This is a genomic window from Paenibacillus sp. UNC499MF, assembly GCF_900107975.1.
Lineage (GTDB): Bacteria > Bacillota > Bacilli > Paenibacillales > NBRC-103111 > Paenibacillus_F.
Window position 1 is genome coordinate 31,994 of record NZ_FNVF01000008.1, and the last position, 14,940, is coordinate 46,933.

At 55.7% G+C, this 14,940-nt stretch carries 14 protein-coding genes and 1 tRNA gene; 8 read left to right on the forward strand and 7 right to left on the reverse strand.

What is annotated here, in order from left to right; genetic code table 11:
* Positions 1 to 22: 22 nt before the first annotated feature.
* Together pyrH and C4S74_RS17320 are read right to left on the reverse strand one after the other, a co-directional pair.
* Positions 23 to 760, reverse strand: a complete 738-nt coding sequence (gene pyrH / locus C4S74_RS17315) for a UMP kinase (RefSeq protein WP_103996553.1) — start codon at positions 758 to 760, stop codon at positions 23 to 25.
* 210 nt (positions 761 to 970) lie between these two features.
* Positions 971 to 1,414, reverse strand: coding sequence for an Lrp/AsnC family transcriptional regulator (locus C4S74_RS17320; RefSeq protein ID WP_103996554.1), 444 nt, complete (start codon positions 1,412 to 1,414; stop codon positions 971 to 973).
* A gap of 159 nt (positions 1,415 to 1,573) precedes the next feature.
* Here C4S74_RS17320 and C4S74_RS17325 point away from each other — a divergent pair, with 159 nt between their 5' ends.
* The gene (locus tag C4S74_RS17325) at positions 1,574 to 2,128 is read left to right on the forward strand and encodes a cysteine hydrolase family protein (protein ID WP_219819061.1); all 555 of its coding nucleotides are present in this window, start codon (positions 1,574 to 1,576) and stop codon (positions 2,126 to 2,128) included.
* A 232-nt stretch (positions 2,129 to 2,360) separates the two neighbouring features.
* Entirely contained in the window at positions 2,361 to 2,828 is a 468-nt protein-coding gene (locus C4S74_RS17330) for a DUF2691 family protein (RefSeq protein ID WP_103996556.1), read from the forward strand.
* 191 nt (positions 2,829 to 3,019) lie between these two features.
* On the opposite strand, the gene C4S74_RS17335 is transcribed toward C4S74_RS17330, so the two are convergent.
* The gene (locus tag C4S74_RS17335; RefSeq protein ID WP_103996557.1) at positions 3,020 to 4,213 is read right to left on the reverse strand and encodes an MFS transporter; all 1,194 of its coding nucleotides are present in this window, start codon (positions 4,211 to 4,213) and stop codon (positions 3,020 to 3,022) included.
* 141 nt (positions 4,214 to 4,354) lie between these two features.
* Positions 4,355 to 4,426: transfer RNA gene (locus C4S74_RS17340), tRNA-Thr, on the reverse strand.
* Positions 4,427 to 4,674: 248 nt separating this feature from the next.
* Here C4S74_RS17340 and C4S74_RS17345 point away from each other — a divergent pair.
* The 4 genes from C4S74_RS17345 to C4S74_RS17360 all read left to right on the forward strand — a co-directional run bounded on the left by C4S74_RS17345 (position 4,675) and on the right by C4S74_RS17360 (position 9,561).
* Entirely contained in the window at positions 4,675 to 5,925 is a 1,251-nt protein-coding gene (locus tag C4S74_RS17345; protein WP_103996558.1) for a radical SAM protein, read from the forward strand.
* Positions 5,926 to 6,306: 381 nt separating this feature from the next.
* On the forward strand, positions 6,307 to 6,969 hold the full coding sequence (locus tag C4S74_RS17350; protein WP_103996559.1) for an NUDIX domain-containing protein: 663 nt from the start codon (positions 6,307 to 6,309) through the stop codon (positions 6,967 to 6,969).
* 72 nt (positions 6,970 to 7,041) lie between these two features.
* The gene (locus C4S74_RS17355) at positions 7,042 to 7,941 is read left to right on the forward strand and encodes an SDR family oxidoreductase (RefSeq protein ID WP_103996560.1); all 900 of its coding nucleotides are present in this window, start codon (positions 7,042 to 7,044) and stop codon (positions 7,939 to 7,941) included.
* Positions 7,942 to 8,088: 147 nt separating this feature from the next.
* Positions 8,089 to 9,561, forward strand: coding sequence for a basic amino acid/polyamine antiporter (locus tag C4S74_RS17360; protein WP_103996561.1), 1,473 nt, complete (start codon positions 8,089 to 8,091; stop codon positions 9,559 to 9,561).
* Positions 9,562 to 9,945: 384 nt separating this feature from the next.
* Here C4S74_RS17360 and C4S74_RS17365 read toward each other — a convergent pair whose 3' ends face one another.
* From C4S74_RS17365 to C4S74_RS17375, 3 genes are all read right to left on the reverse strand, one after another.
* Positions 9,946 to 11,949 (reverse strand): methyl-accepting chemotaxis protein, encoded by a 2,004-nt coding sequence (locus C4S74_RS17365; RefSeq protein WP_103996562.1) that lies wholly within the window; start codon positions 11,947 to 11,949, stop codon positions 9,946 to 9,948.
* Between the two features lie 203 nt (positions 11,950 to 12,152).
* The gene (locus C4S74_RS17370) at positions 12,153 to 12,479 is read right to left on the reverse strand and encodes a multidrug efflux SMR transporter (RefSeq protein ID WP_103996563.1); all 327 of its coding nucleotides are present in this window, start codon (positions 12,477 to 12,479) and stop codon (positions 12,153 to 12,155) included.
* Positions 12,480 to 12,616: 137 nt separating this feature from the next.
* Entirely contained in the window at positions 12,617 to 13,612 is a 996-nt protein-coding gene (locus C4S74_RS17375) for a metallophosphoesterase (RefSeq protein WP_103996564.1), read from the reverse strand.
* Positions 13,613 to 14,220: 608 nt separating this feature from the next.
* Here C4S74_RS17375 and C4S74_RS27065 point away from each other — a divergent pair.
* Both C4S74_RS27065 and C4S74_RS17380 read left to right on the forward strand, forming a co-directional pair.
* Positions 14,221 to 14,349, forward strand: coding sequence for a hypothetical protein (locus C4S74_RS27065; protein WP_258042517.1), 129 nt, complete (start codon positions 14,221 to 14,223; stop codon positions 14,347 to 14,349).
* Between the two features lie 262 nt (positions 14,350 to 14,611).
* Entirely contained in the window at positions 14,612 to 14,812 is a 201-nt protein-coding gene (locus C4S74_RS17380) for a cold-shock protein (protein WP_016423801.1), read from the forward strand.
* Positions 14,813 to 14,940 lie beyond the last annotated feature (128 nt).

The window sequence follows — 14,940 nt, forward strand, 5'->3', positions numbered from 1 at the left end:
CGATGTCTCCCCTCTGCGGCTTTTACACGCTGAAAGTCAGCTTCGCCGCTTCATGGATCGTGGTGCCCGAATGAATGCCGGTCAGAATCCTTTTCATGGAACCCGGCTTGTCGAAGTTAAACACGTGAATGGGCATTCCGTAATCCCGTGCCAAAATAAAAGCGGACTGGTCCATCACCCGCAGATCGCGCTGAAGCACGTCGTTGTAATGCAGCGTTTCGTACATGCGGGCATCTTCGTGCACGTTGGGATCTTTGTCGTAAACGCCGTCCGCCCCCTGCTTCGCGACCAGGATGGCGTCGCAGTTCACTTCGATGGCCCTCTGAACGGATGGATAATCCGTCGTGACGAAGGGCTGGCCGTTGCCTCCCGCGAAGATGACGATATAGCCTTTTTCCAGATGGTGGATCGCTCTCAGCCGTATATACGGCTCCGCCAATGACGAAACGGGAATCGCGGTCATGACGCGTATCTCGGCATTCGTTCTCGCTTTCAGCACACCGCGCAGCATCAGGCTGTTAATGACCGTAGCCAGCGTGCCGATGTTATCGGCCTCCGCCCGCTCGATGCCCCAGTTCTCTCCCATATTGCCGCGGAAAATGTTGCCGCCGCCGATCACCAGCGACACTTCGACGCCCAGCTCCAGCACCGACAAAATTTCACGGGCGATATGCTCCAGCCTCTCCGGGTCGAACCCGAAATCGCCGCTCCCGGCTACCGCTCCTCCGCTCAGCTTGATCAATACGCGTTTGTACTTCATCCCTTCACCTCCGGAAAAAATAAAAAACACCAAAGCCTGAACGGCCTCAGTGTTCCAAACAGGAAATAAGAAACGATGTGAACTTCTGGACGTTCCGGTTACACCGCTTCATATCCCCACACCTTTCCCAATGTCTCAATAAACTATTATAAGCGTATGAGCAAAGATAGCAAACATGAACGCGGCCCGCCGGATTTCATCATGAAAAATTTACAAAACGGATTCCTTCAAAGGCAGAATCGGGGCCTGAGCGAGCGGCGAGGACAAGACAACGAGCGTGGATGGCTTGCCGAATTCCATAGACGCGTCGATAAAAGTCTCCAGCTCGCGGACGGAGCTTGTCACCAGTTTGGTCAAATAGCTGTAAGGCCCCGCGATACGGTGACATTCGGCAACCTCCGGAACCTGACGGACAAATTCCACATACCTGCGGCAGTGCTCCGTTTCCATGAGGATATAGGCGATGACCGCCTTGCCTACGGCTTCGGGAGAAACGACGGCGCGGTACCCCGTCAAAACTCCCTTATCCTCCAGGCGCCGGACCCGCTCGGCCGCCGCCGGCGACGTAAGCCCCACCAGCTTGCCGAGCTCCGTCATACTCATTCTCCCGTTCTCCTGAAGCAGCGCGAGTATGCTGCGGTCTGTATGATCCAACTCTCACTCCCCCTGTTCTTTCTTTTTTAAAACAGAGCCGTCCTAAAGCTTTCAAAGTCAAAGTGAACGGATTCTTTTCCTTTCAGTATAACCTGTAATTCCGGCGCTCGGGCAAGTAAAATGAATACCAATCACGAAGGGAGCTGTTTAACGATGCACCTGACTCATAAAGCGGTCCTGCTTGTTATCGATGTCCAGAAGGCGTTTGACGATCCGCGCTGGGGCAGGCGGAACAACCCGGAAGCGGAGAGCAATATCGCTCTTCTGCTGAAAGCCTGGAGAGAGACCGGGCGGCCGATTATTCATGTTCACCATATCGGGGCAACGCCGCAGTCCCTGTTCCGGGCCGGAAGCGCTTCGGTAGACCCCAAGCCGGAGGCGGTGCCTCTGCCTTACGAAGCCGTTATCCGCAAGTCGGTGAACAGCGCCTTCATCGGCACGGATCTGGAGGCCCGGCTCCGCCTGCTCGGCTGCACCGAGGTGGTCGTCACCGGCCTCACGACCAACCACTGCGTGGAGACGACCTGCCGCATGGCCGGGAACCTCGGGTTCCGTACGATTCTCGCAGCCGACGCTGCGGCGACTTTTGACCGTACGGGCCCCGACGGACGCCTGCATGCGGCCGAGGACATCCACGCGATAACGCTGGCGAACCTGCACGGCGAGTTCGCCGAGTTCGCGGACACCCGCACCCTGCTGGATGCGGTGAAGTGATCGTGCCAGCCGCCTGCCTCTCAGCGCTTAGGTATGCGTGCACGCCCTGGATCTTTTCTTCTTTTAGATGATAAAAAGTCCATGGCGTGTATGATTAAAGCAGCGAATGTTTTACGGGGCGGATGACTCTCATCTTTAATTGTTTACAGGGAGAGATATAAACGCACGATACCCGGATAAGCACCCTGATGCTTACAACCGAAGACATCCTTATTGCAGAGAAGGTGAACGTATGAAAAGAGGGATCAGCTTTCTGCTGCCCAATCTTTATGGAGCTCCGCTTGCCGACTTGCTGTCCCCCGTTGATCTTACCGCATACAATTGGCTGGTTGATGGCGTAGAATCCTATATCATTGAAGAAGATACGCTAGGGGGGCCGCTTTTCCCGAATTCCATCGAAACGATAGACGGCGGCCGTTTCAAGGAACGGATCGGCACCGGCAGGCATTACCTGATTTTCGTGGATATCAAAGCGTTTCCGGCAGGCTCAAAGGTGCACGAGGTTGAAGATTACGGGCAGTTTACGAGCTCCGGCTGCGAGCTTGCCCTGATTATCGTGGATTCGGTTTATGCCGCTCTCTACTGCAAGGATCAAGAGCTTCTGGCCCGTCTTAAGGAAAATGCCGTCCGGCAGGGCTACGAAGATGTCGCCTACATCACGGACGACAACGATTTCCGAACAAGATTGGCGGCGTTTTAGCTCCGGCGACCAAAGTACTTTCCCTCAGGCAGATGTTCCCGAAGGGAAACGGCGGAACGAAACAACGGAAAATATGCGCGGAGCGGCAGAGTTCCAACTCTTCAGTGGCTCCAAGGGCAGACTCCATGCACAAAAAAGCGGTCCCGGTCATCCGGAACCGCTTTTCCTTTTATAAACGCCGTTTACCGGCATCACGCCGTATGAACGGTCTTGGCCGCTTTGCTGTCCAGCGCCTGAAGGACGTGGAGGCCGACAAATCCGCAAAGCCCGATCAGCCCGTAAATCATCCACGGCCAAATTGTGCCGCCGTACTCCCCGATCAGCCACGTGCCCAGGTAGTTGCCGATCGTCCCGCCCACCGCGTAAGAGAGCCCGAAAGCGCCGTAGAAGGCACCCGTATCCTCGTTCATGCTGTACTCCGCGATCGCAATGTCCACTCCCGGCAGCACAAACGTCTCGCCCGAGGTAAACACCAGTACGCAAAGCAGGACCCAGAGTACCGAAGGAACCCACGGAACCGCGAGCAGGCCCAGCCCGATAATCAGCATGCCGTATTTGACGATCACGGCCGCCGGCTTCCGCTGAAAAACACCCCGCAGCAGAAACATAAACAGAACCGCGTACAGTCCGTTGAAAATTACGACACTGCTGACGAGTCGTTCGTTTTCACTCAGCCGGTAAACTTCGAGCGGCAGCGAGACGGACAACTGCGTAAACATGATCCAGAACATCGCCATTGCACCTGAAAACGCGAGAAACGGTCTGTTGCGAAGTACTTTTTTGTAGCTGTCGAGCATTTTGGCCGAGTGCCGGCCTCTCGGAAAGCTTTTGGCTTGTCCCAGAAGCAGCACCGAAACCAGGAGAAATAAAACGCTTCCGAAAAGCATCGGATACGACGTATGGAAACTGACGAGAATCCCTCCCGTTACGGCTCCCAGAACCGCGCCCGCGTTCAGCGCCTGATTGAAGTAAGTGAACGCACGCCTTCTCAGAACATGCGGCAGGTTGCCGAACAGCGATTTGATGGACGGTTCGTACATGGCCGGGCCTATACCGATAAAGCAAGCGGCGAGCACAAGTCCGCCGAAGCTGTCCAGCGCGTAAATCCCCAGGTACCCGAGCGCAGCCAGAAAAGTCCCCGCTACCAGCATCGTGCTGTAGCCGATGCGGTCTCCGATCATGCCGGAAAAGAGCGGCACCACCTGGTTGATCAGCAGAGCAACCGTCAAAACGGTTCCGGACTGCCACGCGGGAAACTGCAGCGTATGAGTCAGATAGACGGCCAGAAACGTAAACACGGAAAACCGGCCCATGTTAATGCAGACGGTGGCGGCTATGATTTTCCGGGCGAATGAGGGCAGAGTGAGGCTGTTTGTGTCGTGCATGGCGATAACGTCTCCTTCCGGCTGATGGGAATCTGGCTGACTGCGGCCGTACGGCTCGTGGAATCGGAAACAATCCGGACAATATAAAAACGCGACCCCTCGAAAGCGAGAAACCGCGTTATTCCAATGGTTGTATAAAGATGCTGGTGAAGGGAATTGAACCCCCGGCCTACGCATTACGAGTGCGTTGCTCTACCCCTGAGCTACACCAGCATATTCCGAAGCGAATCGTGCCGGGCAAAACCGACATGTATAAGAATATACCCGCCTGCAAAAATTGTCAAGACTCTTTCCGACCTCTTTCGGCTGACAAAAACAGGATCCGACAAACTTGTCCCGATCCCCTTCTTTTCAGGAAAAAACAGCCATGTTCCTCCCCGTTTGAAGTCCGTATCCGATGTGATATACTAAATACAAACACATGTTCTGTTTTCTATTCTGAAACGGGAAGGTAACCGGTTATGAATCCTGTCCGCTATGAAAAAGTGACGGCCAAACAAGTGCTGAACCCGGTCAAAACACCGGCGATGCCTTTCGAGCATTCCATCAACCCGTACCGCGGCTGCCAGCACGGGTGCAGCTTCTGCTACGCCCGTGCGATGCATGCCTTCCTCGGGCTGAACGGCGACGATACGTTCCAGACGAACATTCTGATAAAAGAGAACGCCCCCGAGGCGCTGCGGGAACAGCTCCGCAAAGCCGCGCGTTCCCGCAAAGGGCTGGCCGGGATCGGCCGCATCGCCATCGGCACGGCCACCGATCCGTATCAGCAGGCGGAGGGCCGCGCCAAGCTGACGCGCGGCTGCCTGGAGGTGCTTACGGAGTACCCCGTGCCCCTGACGATCACAACCCGGTCCCCGCTGATTCTGCGGGATCTGGACCTGCTCCGGAAGCTGCCCGTCTACGCCGTGAACATCAGCCTGAACACGCTGAATCGGACGACCTGGCGCAACTTTGAGCCTGGAGCCCCTTCCCCCGCGAAGCGGCTGGAGACGGTGCGCGCACTGACCGATGCCGGGATACCGGCCGGCATCTTCATGGCCCCCATGCTCCCCTACATTACCGACGGCCGGGACGAGCTTGAAGAGCTGTTCGAGGCCGCCTCGGAGCATGGCGCGCAGTTCGTTATGGCGTCGTACCTGCGCCTGAGCGCTTCGGACGTCAAGGTGTGGTTTTTCGAGACGATCCGGCGGCATTATCCGCAGCTCGTCGGCAAATACGCCAGGCTGTATGCCGCCTCCGCCTATGCACCCCGGGAATACCGCGATCCCGTCCGCATGTACATCGACGGGCTGCTGGAGCGGTACGGGCTGCGCGACATGGACGAGGAGGAAGAGGCGCCTCGTCCGCAGGAGCGGGCGGCAGCCGGCCTCCAGGGCCGGTCAAGCGGGAAACCGCTTGAAGTCGCCTGGGAGCCGCCCCCGGCTGTTCCCGGCTGCGCCGGCAGCGGCTGTGCCGCGGCGAACGCGGATGCCGCCGGGAACGGCTGTGCGGCGGCAAGTGCAGATGCGTCCGGGAACGGCGGCTTCGCCGGAGCGGCCGGAGACAGCGCAAGCCGCGGGGAATTCGCCTGCGGCCCGGACGCGGCACGGCAGAGCGCCGGGCCCCCCGGCGACGCTCGGGCGGTGGCGGCCGGCACGAAAGCCGGAGCGGGAACGCCTCCGGCGCCGGGGCCCGACTCGCCTCCGGCGCAGCTCGTGTTTTCCTTTTAAACACGGCGCCTTGAGGACGCTTTACCTTTGTCGGCGCCTGTTAGAGTCCGGGTTGATCCGGGCTCTTTTTTCGTTTACGCTTCAAGATAGATAAGGGCTGGAGACGCGTTCCGGTAAAGCGGGAGCTAAACTCCTCCCCAAACGCGGAGCCTATTTTACTGCCAAACGGGGCCGATCCGCCCGACTGCCTCCCACATCCTGACGTGATCTGCCGAATCTTCCAGACATCTTGAGCCTAGCGGCGGATAACGCAATTATGCGCAGCGATTGTGCACAACAATTGTTCGCAGCGTTGTTCGCAGCGTTGTTCACAGCGTTGTTCACAGCAGTTGTACACAGAGGCTCTAGCCCGCCTACTTTTTTATAGAAAGAAGGAATTTCATGACGCCCGAAATGTTCGATATTTACGACGAAGACGCCAACCGGATCGGGACCGCTTCACGCGAGGAGGTCCATACGGCCGGGTACTGGCATCAGACCTTTCACTGCTGGCTTGTCCGCCCGGAGGGGGAGGGACGCATGGTGCTGTTTCAGCTCCGTTCGTCTTCCAAGGATACGTTCCCGGACAAGTTCGATATTACGGCGGCGGGCCATCTGACCTCGGGTGAGACGATCCAGGGAGCGTCCCGCGAGCTTCAGGAGGAGCTGGGCCTCAGCGTTCCGTTCGACAGGCTTTCTCTTCTGTTTACCGTGCGCACCGATGAGAGGGGAACCGTGCGCGGCAGAACGTTTATCGACCGCGAAATCAGCCATGTCTTCGGTTATGCCAGCGATTGGCCCCTGGAGGCGTACACGCTTCAGGAGGAAGAAGTCTCCGGGCTGTACGAGGCCGAGCTTCACCGGCTGGCCGCTCTTTTCGAGGGCACGGCGGACTCCCTGGAAGTCCGCGGCGTATTGGCACAGTCTGCGAACGGCGAAGGGGACGGCGGCCTGTCTCAAGCCGATTCGGGCGCCGCATCGGTCCGGACCGTCACCAAGGAGGATTTCGTCCCCCATCCGGACGACTACTATCTTCGCGTGTTTGAACTGCTCGCGAAGATCTAGGCACTCATACGGGCGTGGAGGAATACGATGGAGCATGATATTCGCCTATCCTTATCATTCAGGAGGTTCAGCATGTATCCTATCTACCCTTACACAGGAAAAGAAACGAAATGCGAGGAGCAGCCGGTTCCGTTTCCCGCGCAGCATCAGCCCCGCCAGCCCGGCATCGAATCCGAAATGGTTCCCCGGCCGATCGCCGAAAATCCTTATTACACCGGCAGCGGCAAGCTGCTGGACCGCGTAGCCCTCATTACGGGCGGAGACAGCGGCATCGGACGCGCAACGGCTATTTCTTTCGCCAAGGAAGGCGCTGCGGTGGCTATCGTATTCCTGTACGAATGGAGTGACGCCGAAGAAACCCGCGCCCGGATCGAGCAGCTCGGCGGACGCTGTCTCCTGATCCAAGCGGATCTGCGGGCGAAAGCCGCCAGCTGCGAGGTCGTCGCCAAAACGTTATCGGCGTTCGGCAGACTGGATATTCTGGTGAACAACCATGCCGTTCAATTCCCGCAGCAAAGCATTCTGGATATTTCCGAGGAGCAGCTTTACGATACGTACCGGACGAATATTTTTCCATTCTTCTTCCTGACCCAGGCGGCTCTGCCCCATCTGTGCTGCGGATCTTCCATCATCAATACCGCCTCCATCACGGCGTACAGAGGCCAGAAGGACCTGATCGACTATTCGTCCACCAAAGGCGCCATCGTCTCCTTCACGCGTTCTCTGGCACTGTCGCTCGTGGACGAAGGCATCCGGGTAAACGCGGTCGCTCCGGGTCCTATCTGGACACCTCTTATTCCTTCCAGCTTCTCGGCGGAAAAAGTCCGTATCTTCGGGGCGGAAGTTCCGATGAAGCGGGCCGGTCAGCCTTTCGAGCTGGCTCCCGCCTACGTGTACCTGGCGAGCGACGACTCCAGCTACGTGACCGGACAGACCATTCACGTTAACGGCGGGGGCATGGTCACGTCCTAATCCGACCGGTAAAGCCGCCTTATGCTCCGGTGAGGCGGCCGGTCATCCGTTACCCAGCAATCCTTTATTGCTTTATCAGAGTAAAAGATCTATAATACTTCCCTACACTAAATTTCATGCACATAAGCAATAAAGGAGTCCTTATTTATGTCTAACGAGCCGCGCAAACTCGGTTTGCTCCCTCTCATTTCCCTTGTCGTAGGTTCCATGATCGGCGGAGGGATTTTCAGCATGCCTGCCGATATGGCGCAGGATGCGGGAAGCGGCGCCGCCTTGATCGGCTGGGCGCTTACCGGCGTCGGAGTCATCATGCTTGCCTTAACCTTCCAAAGTCTCGCCAACCGGCTGCCAAGCCTGGATAACGGCATCGTCCGTTACGCCGAAACCGGCTTCGGCCGCTTCGTCGGCTTTATAAGCGCCTGGGGCTACTGGCTCGCCAATATGATCACGATCGTGGCAAGCTCGGTGCTGCTGTTCGGCGCTCTGGATTATTTCATTCCCGTATTCGACGGCGGCAATAACGTCCTGGCCATCGTGTGCGCTTCGCTGCTCGTATGGCTGCTCCACAGTTTACAGCTCTCGGGAATCCGGGAAGCGACTCTCGTCCATATCGTAACGACGATGGCCAAGCTTATCCCGATCCTGGTCTTTATAGCGGCGCTGGCGACCGTCTTTCATTCGCCGACTTTTATCGCGGACCTGTGGAAAACCGCCGCCGAAGCCGCCGGGTCTCCCATCCGGTTCACGGATATAGGGAGTCAGGTGAAGCAGGCGATGTTTATTACCGTCTGGGCGTTCCTCGGCGTAGAAGGCGCCGTGGTGCTGTCCGGCCGCGCCAAGCGCAAATCAGACGTCGGCAAAGCGACAGTCATCGGCCTCATCGGCACGCTCGTCCTGTATATGCTCGTGTCGCTGCTTTCTTACGGAGCCATGAGCAGAGCGGCTCTCGCCTCGCTTCCTACGCCGTCGGCCGCCTATGTGCTGGAAGCGGCAGTCGGCAAGTGGGGCGCCGTGCTGATCAACGCCGGCCTCATCGTCTCTCTGCTCGGGCTCCTGCTCGGCATGTCTCTGCTTTCCGCGGAGACGCTCTACGTAGCAGGGAAGCAGAAGCTCATGCCGGCCTGGTTGTCCGGCGAAAACAAAAACGGCGCCCCCAAAGGCGCGCTCTGGATGACGACGGGGTCCGTCCAGCTTTTCCTGATCCTGGTCGTAACCGCCTCGTCCACCTACCATGCGCTGTACCTTGTCGCGACGACGGCGGCGCTTATGCCTTACCTGCTGTCTTCACTCTTTCTCGTCAAAACGGCGATCGGGGGAAAAGCCTACGCCACGCAGAATTCTCCCGGGGAATCCCCCCTCTGGAGCGGACCGCGCAAGCGCGAGCTGGCTTATGGAGCCGCCGCTACGCTCTACTCGCTGTTTCTTCTCTATGCGGCAGGGCTGACAAATCTGCTCTATGTATGTATGCTTTACACCCTCGGTCTTGCCTTCTACTCCTTCTCGGGAAGGGAAAAAGGCATCCGGGCGATGTACGAGCCCGCTGAAGCTTTCGCCGCCTCGGCAATCATCGTGCTGGGACTCTACTCGGCTATCCAGTTCATTTCCGGACATGCCGGGTAAGCTAGGCAAGCCTTTACGGCGTACATCCGGAAAAGCGAGGCCCGAATCGTGGCACGCTAACCGGCTAAACAACGCAGGCCCCTTAATCGGGGCCTTTTTTTGAACCGCAGCTTACGGAAAGGATCGCGGCATACCCTCACGTTGCAGCAAACCCCCGGAGGTTTGCGCGGGCTTCGACCAGCCTCCGCGCAGCGCTTCACGCGTGCGTCGGGATCGCGTAGCAAGCGACGGTGTTGCGGCAGCGTATACGGATCGCGCAGCTCTCTGGCGTAATATACCGGCCCCGTGACATCCGTTAATCACATGCAAAAAACCGCACGGCTTCCATAGAAGCACGCGCGGTTTTCCCGGCAAGCCGATGCGGCCCGCCTTTTTTGTATATGACTACTTGATCGTAAAAGCGGAAGCCAGCTTCTGCATCTCTTCCGCCATGGAGCTGAGCGACTCGGCCGACGAGGAAATGTCGTTCATCGAATGAAGCTGCCCGTTCATGCTTTGGGCGACCTGCTGCATCTGATTCAGCGTCTGCTTCGAAATATCGACCATTTCCTGCGAAGAAGCGGACACTTCTTCCGTCCCTGCCGAGATTTCCTGGGTGGCTGCGGACACTTCTTCAATCTGGGCGGACACATCCAGGATAGCCGTCTGGATGGAACGGAACGACTGCGCCATCGCGTTCATCAAGTCTTCGCCCTGGGCGACTTCCTCTAGACTGCTCTCGATAGACTCCGTGCTTTTGCCCGTGGCGGCGACGATTTCATCCAAAATCTCCTGGATCTCCACGGTCGATTGACTTGTCTGCTCCGCAAGCTTCTTGACCTCACCCGCCACGACGGCAAAACCCCGGCCGTGTTCGCCGGCTCTAGCCGCTTCAATGGACGCGTTAAGGGACAGCAGGTTCGTCTGGCGGGCGATATCGGAAATCGTACTGGCGATCTTCTGGATTTCCGCGGATTTCTCCTGCAGCGAATAAATCGTGCCCGCCGAATCCCGTACGTTACTTCCCACGACCTTCATCTGGTTCAGCGTCCGATCGACCGTTTCACTGCCCCGGTTTACCTCGGAGCGCACGCTGTCCGTCGTTTCGGCCACCTGTGTGGAGGAAGCCGCGATTTTCTGAATGCCGATCGCCATCTCCTCCATAGCCTGCGCGGTCTGCTGGGCCGCGTCATGCTGGGTTTCGGCTCCCACGGCCGTGGAATTGGCCGTTTCGGACGTGCGGGAAGCGACGCCGGCCGATTCGGCGGAAATAGCCGTCAGCTCTTCGCTGGACGACGCCATATGATCGATCGCGTTTTTCATCCGGTCCAGGATGGAGCCGAACGAGTCCATCATGCCGTTGATATCCGCATTGAGCAGACCCATTTCGTCTTTTCCCTTCACGTCCAGCCTTCCGGTCAAATCGCCGCCGGCGGCTTTGCGCATCATCCCCGAAATGTTCATCAGCGGGCGCAGGATAGCTCGGGAAGCGAGGATCGAAATCAGAATAACGAGAAGGACGGATATCGCGATTATGACGCCGGCCAGCGTTTTCGCTTTGGCCACCGTACTGTACACCTCGGTTTTCGGGGCGCTTATAAACAGCTTCCAGCCGGTTTTCTGCACTTCGGAGTAAGCCAGAGCAGCCTCTCCCACCGTCCCGTCGTCGGCGTATATATAACCGGTTTTGTCCGCGGAGGCCGCGAGCTTATTGTCCAGATCCGGCGCGATATCCTTCGCGGGCTTGCCGATATCAGCCGGGTCCGGATGGAGCAGAATATTGCGGTTTCCGGACAGCAGGAAGGCGTAGCCTTTTTCCCCGAAATGAATCCGCGACACAAGCGAAACGATTTGTTTCGGACTTACGATCGCTTGAATAATTCCGGCATATTCGCCGTTCTTGTCCAGAATCGGCTGGTCGATAATGATAATATCTTCTTTGGAGCTGACATCTTTCAAAATATCCGTGACGGCCAGCTTTTTGGACGCCTTCGCGTTTTTAACGTTCTGAAAAGCCGATACGTCCGTAACTCCGCCTTCCGTACCGTAAGAAACGTCTTTGCGGTCGATGTAGGCAAAATAGAACATTTCAGGATCGCTGTCCTGCAGAATGTCGAGATAAGGCAGCACTTCTTTCTCGGAAGCCGCCGCCGCAAATTCAGGATGCGCTTTTACGAGCCCCTCCACCGCGTTTATTTTCTGCTCCATCCACAAGTCGATATCGGCCGCGCCCATTTCTGCCCGTATTCTCAAGTTTTCTTGGGTTTGCTTAGAAATGTAGCCATTGGAATTCGACGTTAGGATAAGAGTGGCCGCAATTAATGGAACCGACGTCATCACAAGCAAAAGCAGGGAAATTTTGATCCGCAAAGACAAATCACGGAATTTGAAGGTTAAACCGGGTTTCATCAATTTCACTCCTTGACAGGTTTCAATTTCTATGTCATCTCTCCATTTTCGACAACTTTCTACATGCCTCCTTTGCAATAAGTTCCATTCCTTAAATTTCGGTAAAGTTTTCCGCGCCCCAAATGACACGAGGCACGCAAAAAACGGAAAGCCGTGGGCCATCCGTTTTCATCGTTTCAGTAATCCATGTTATATGCCCCGGTTCAGGCATGTCCTTTGTTAGTCAGATTCAGCAGCGCAACGCCGGCAATAATGAGAATAATTCCGATCACTCCGGCAACGCTCAGCTTCTCTTTCCAGACCAGAAAACCGAGGATAGCGGTAAAAGCGGTCCCCACTCCCGACCATATCGCGTAGCTGAGACCCAGCGGCAATGTTTTGAGCGCCATGGACAAGCAGTAGAACGCCGTTCCGTAACCGAGGATGACGCCCGCGCTTGGCAGCCATTTTGTAAAGCCTTCCGAAGATTTCAGCAGGCTGGTCGCAATAATTTCACCTATAATGGCAACGGCCAAATACACATATCCCATTCCCGTTAAACTCCTCTGTAAAATTTATGTAGCTACCTATCTGTTCATTATACCGCAAATTCACGCAAAAAATAAAAACGGCACCGGCCGTATAGGCCGATGCCGGTTCATATCGGTAAACTCCGGTGTCTCTTCCGTTAATTCCCGACGGGAATTTTAAACTGGGCTTCCGGGATCCACTTCTTGGCGTAAAAATCCCGCCCTTGAATCGATACCCGGTCCTCGTACACTTCTACGTACAAGCCTTCGCTTTCCTTGGCGTCCTTAAGCTTCTCTCCGCCTTGACCGTCGGAAGTCCACGGACGTTCCACGGAGGAGGAATTGACCATCGTGAACTTGTCCTTCACAAGAGTGTTCGGCTGCCGGAGCTCCCAGTGCGTATGGCCGCTGAAAAAGATCACCTGCGGATACTTCGACAAAATGCTTTTCAGCTCCTTATGCTGGACGACCGGTCGCTTGTTGGAGGCTACCGACGTTCCGGCAACCGTTCCGGGAAGCGGCTGATGCAGGAAAACGAAAATCGGCTTCCCCGATTCCTGGCCGTGCTTGGCGAGCGATTGTTCCAGCCAGTTCAGCTGCTCCTTGGAAAGATAGGCGTCTTCCATATTGTCGGGGTTGGTCTGACGGTACTGCTCCGAACCCAGGAATATAAACGGGTAACCTTTGATTTCCTCTTCATAGTAGACCTTCTTCTCTCCGGTAAAAGACAAAAATCTGCCGATGGAAGCCGCTTCGGTCTCTTTATTGGGAAAGCTGTTCGGACTCCAGTTTCCTTTCGCGTTCAGCCAGGCGGAATAAAATTCATGATTGCCGATAGTGGCGAAAGTTTTTGCGGGATGCGGGGCGCTTTTCATCAGCTCGTTAAGCCTCGTGTAATCACGGGCGGAGCCGCCGGTCAAATCCCCGTTGATCACGAGAGCGTCGGCATTCGGATTAACCCGGTTAAGGTCTTCGAGAGCTTCCGTAAATTTACGCTGGGATTCTTTCTTGGAGGCGTCGACATGCACATCGCTGATTACCGGAAAAGTCAGCACCGGCTTGTCCGCCCTCTCTTGTACCGCACCCGCGGGAACGGTGGAAAGTACGAGCAAACTCGCCGACAAAAGAAGCGTCAAACCTGCTTTATTCTTCATACACATTCCCTCCATTTCATCTTAGGACGGGGAGAAAAGGTCAAGTCAGGAGGGGCTGAAACGTTTTACGGCGGAAAAGAAAGAAGCACGTTCAAAAGAGACCGTGCCCCCATCCGGTTTGTGCCGACGGCGTCTGGACAGCCCTGTAAGAACAGTCCGCGCCGTTTCTATATATGATGAGACAATCGTTGTGTCTGACTCTGGTCCCATTCGTTTCTCTATATCATTCTCTCCGCTCTATCCGATTTCTCCAATTACCGCAGGTCTCTCTCCTCCTACGAAAAAGCAGCGGCACAGATCCGCTGAACTTGTGTCAGGCTTGACCTTTTCTCCCTTATAATTGGAAAATCATAACTTCTAATACCCGTTCCGCAAAAAAGGTAAACCCTTATGTTCCGCGGGATACGAACTTTCGCGGCATCCAAAATGTGCCTTTTCTGATTATATAGATTCCAGGCAAAAAAAGACACCCTTGCGGGTGCCTTTCGGAAAAGATTCTTTCCGACAATCGATTGTTGGCGGTAATAGTCTCCATAGAGGCCGTCCGGATTCCGGTTAAAAGAGGCCGGAGTTCATACATCCCCTGCTGCGCAGGGAGAGTTTTGTTCATGCTCTGGCTGATCAGCGGCAGACAGCCCTGCTCGAAGACTGCGGACCGGCACACCGTGTACGGAGCCGCCGCTCTTCGCTCGTCACGAGACAGCGACTGCGTGTTCAGCGGCACGGCAATTTTTTAGCCAAAAAAACCCGGCTTCCGAGTAAGTAAACCGGCGACCGCCAGTCGTTAACCGCCAAATATCCGGTTCAAAATCCAGGATTTGGGCGCCCCTAAAGTTGCTATAGCGGAAAATATATGGTAAAATGAGTTATACGTATATTTTTAGTTCTAAGTTCACATATTACAAAGGATATCACGGAATGGGTGCACTTTGTAATGTGTGGACTTTTTTCCTAAAAGGATATGGGTAAATCTTTAAATTTCCGGGAGGTTTTACAAGCATGGAAACAGGTACAGTTAAGTGGTTTAACGCTGAGAAAGGCTTCGGTTTTATCGAAGTTGAAGGCGGCAAAGACGTTTTCGTTCATTTCTCCGCGATTCAAGGCGATGGCTTCAAGTCCCTTGACGAAGGCCAACGCGTTCAATTCGACATCGCTCAAGGCAACCGTGGTCCACAAGCCGAGAACGTTGTAAAACTGTAAGCAACTACACAAACTTATAGAAGGAACTGCCTTTCCTAGGATTAGGCAGTTCTTTTTCATGAACTTCTATAACCTATACGGTCTTGCGTAGACTATAGAGAAGGCCGACTATCTGAAGGAGGGTCACT